Source organism: Kocuria sp. (assembly GCF_030536815.1).
Lineage (GTDB): Bacteria > Actinomycetota > Actinomycetes > Actinomycetales > Micrococcaceae > Kocuria > Kocuria gwangalliensis.
Genome location: NZ_JAUNPE010000270.1, coordinates 1 through 2157 on the forward strand (window position 1 = coordinate 1; position 2157 = coordinate 2157).

2 protein-coding genes are annotated in these 2157 nt (G+C 69.1%); both read right to left on the bottom strand.

Annotated elements, in window-relative coordinates:
• Positions 1-779: galactokinase family protein (locus Q4E95_RS13060; RefSeq protein ID WP_303383712.1), on the bottom strand; the 779-nt coding region annotated here is incomplete at its 3' end.
• Positions 776-1924, bottom strand: coding sequence for a galactose-1-phosphate uridylyltransferase (galT, locus tag Q4E95_RS13065; protein ID WP_303383713.1), 1149 nt, complete (start codon positions 1922-1924; stop codon positions 776-778). The genes galT and Q4E95_RS13060, both read right to left, overlap by 4 nt.
• Between the last annotated feature and the right edge of the window lie 233 nt (positions 1925-2157).

Below are 2157 nucleotides of genomic sequence, written 5' to 3' on the forward strand. Positions count from 1 at the left end.
CCCAAGGTGGCCGCGGCGCGTTCGCACGAGGCGCGGCGGGCGGCGTAACCGCCGTGGGCATGGGAGTGGGCGACCTTGGTGTCGATGACGAGCACGCTGAGACCGCGCTCGGTCAGCGGTAGCGGCACGATCTCGGATTCGAGGGTACGGCAGTCGAGGAACAGTGCGCCGCCGGCCCGACCCATGAGTGAGGCGGACTGGTCCATGATGCCGGTGGGGGCGCCGACGAATTCGTTTTCCGCGCGCCGGGTGAGGCGGGCAAGGTCCGGGTGGCTCAGGCCCAGGCCGAGGAGGTCGTTGAGGGCGACGATCATGGCGACCTCGACCGCGTGGGATGAGGACAGGCCCGCCCCCACGGGCACGGTGGAATCGAGGAGCACTTCGAATCCGGGGACATCAATGCCATCCAGGCCAGCGAGGACGTGGACGACGCCGGCGGGGTAGGCGCCCCAGCCGTCGACCGAGCCGGGGCTGAGACTGTCGATGGTGAAGCTGACCTTTGCAAGGCGGCCGTCGGGGGCGTAGCTGGAGGCCAGGTCCGCGGAGTGCGCGGCTGAATCGCTTGACTGTTTGAGCCGCACGGCGACCATGGCGGCGCGGTCGATGGCGAAGGGAAGCACAAAACCGTTGTTGTAGTCCGTATGCTCCCCGATGAGATTCACCCGACCCGGGGCACGCCAGACGCCGTGCGGTGGATGGCCGTAGAGCTCGGTAAATCGACGGGTAAGCCGTTCGGCGCGGGTGCGCTCGTCAATCTGCGCGGGCTGCCGGTGGGTCATGACGCGGCCTGCCTCAGGCGTTCGGCGGTCTGTTCCGCGGTGACGTCGTTGATGAAGGCGCCCATGGCGGCCTCGGAGCCGGCGAGGAATTTCAGTTTGTCCTCGGCGCGGCGGGGGCTGGTCAGCTGGAGGTGGAGCCAGCCGGCTTCGCGGTCCGCGCTCGACACCGGCGTCTGATGCCACGCGGCGATATACGGCGTGGGGGTCGAGTACAACCGGTCCACGCGCCGCGCGAGGTCGCGGTAGAGCACGGCCAGTTCATCGCGTTCGTCACCGGTCAGGGCCGCGAGATCCGGGACCTGCCGATGCGGGACCAGATGCACCTCCAACGGCCATCGCGCCGCGTAGGGGACGTAGGCGGAGAAGTAGTCGCCGGTCAGCACCATGCGGTCGCCGGCGTCGGTTTCATCGCGGAGCAGTTCGCCCATGAGGGGCCGGCCGGTCGCGTCCAGGTGGGCCCGCGAGCGCTCGGCCAATCGTGCGGCGGTCGGTGCGGCATAGGGGTAGGCGTAGATCTGCCCGTGCGGATGATGCAGGGTCACGCCGATTTGTTCGCCGCGGTTCTCGAACGGGAACACGTGGCGAATGCCCTGCATGGCGGACAACGCCTCGGTTCGCTGAGCCCAGGCCTCGACGACCGTGCGGGCGCGCTCGAAGGGCAGGGACGCGAAGGAGCCTTCGTGCTCGGGCGTGTAGACCAGCACTTCGCAGCGGCCGTAGGCGGACGGCGGCGCTCCCCACAGTTCCCGGCCCGCCGCACCTTCCGGGGACGGCAGCTCCCCCAGCTCCGGACCGAGCGACGGGAAGCGGTTCTCGAAGGCGACCACGTGGAAGTCCTCGACCGGGATCTCCGACTCCCGCCCGTCCACTGACGGGCACAGCGGACACTCATCGGCCGGTGGCAGGTACGTGCGACTCTGCCGGTGTGCGGCCACCGCGACCCACTCCCCCGTCAACCGGTCGAAGCGCACCTGACCGTGACCGGAGCGCTCGCCCAGCGGGCGGTCGTCGACCACGTGCTCCACGGGTGCGACGCCACTGTCGCTGAAAAACACGGCCTCCCGCCCGTCGGCCAGGCGGTGGGTTCGGTGCTCGATGGGAGCCTCGCTTGTGGAGTCCCTCGCGGAATCAGCGGCCCTACCCATTGCACATCCCTGCCTGCTTGACGGCGCTAGTCGGGTTCGCTGTCTCACACGCCGTGCGCATTGGACCTGCGCACAATCACTGATCGTTTTCCGTCATCTGCTCCCACTTGGTCGATCCGGGCAATGGACCGCGAGGGTCCAAGGTGTCGTGGTCGGGGTTCGAAACGCGATTGGGCGACGTCGTCGGGCTGGGTGTGCTGCTGGCCGCCTCGCTCGAGGTCGAGGGGGCGCTC

Bases quoted from the DNA above. Each gene is read 5' to 3' on its own strand.
- galT (WP_303383713.1), bottom strand. From the start codon at position 1,924: ATGGGTAGGGCCGCTGATTCCGCGAGGGACTCCACAAGCGAGGCTCCC.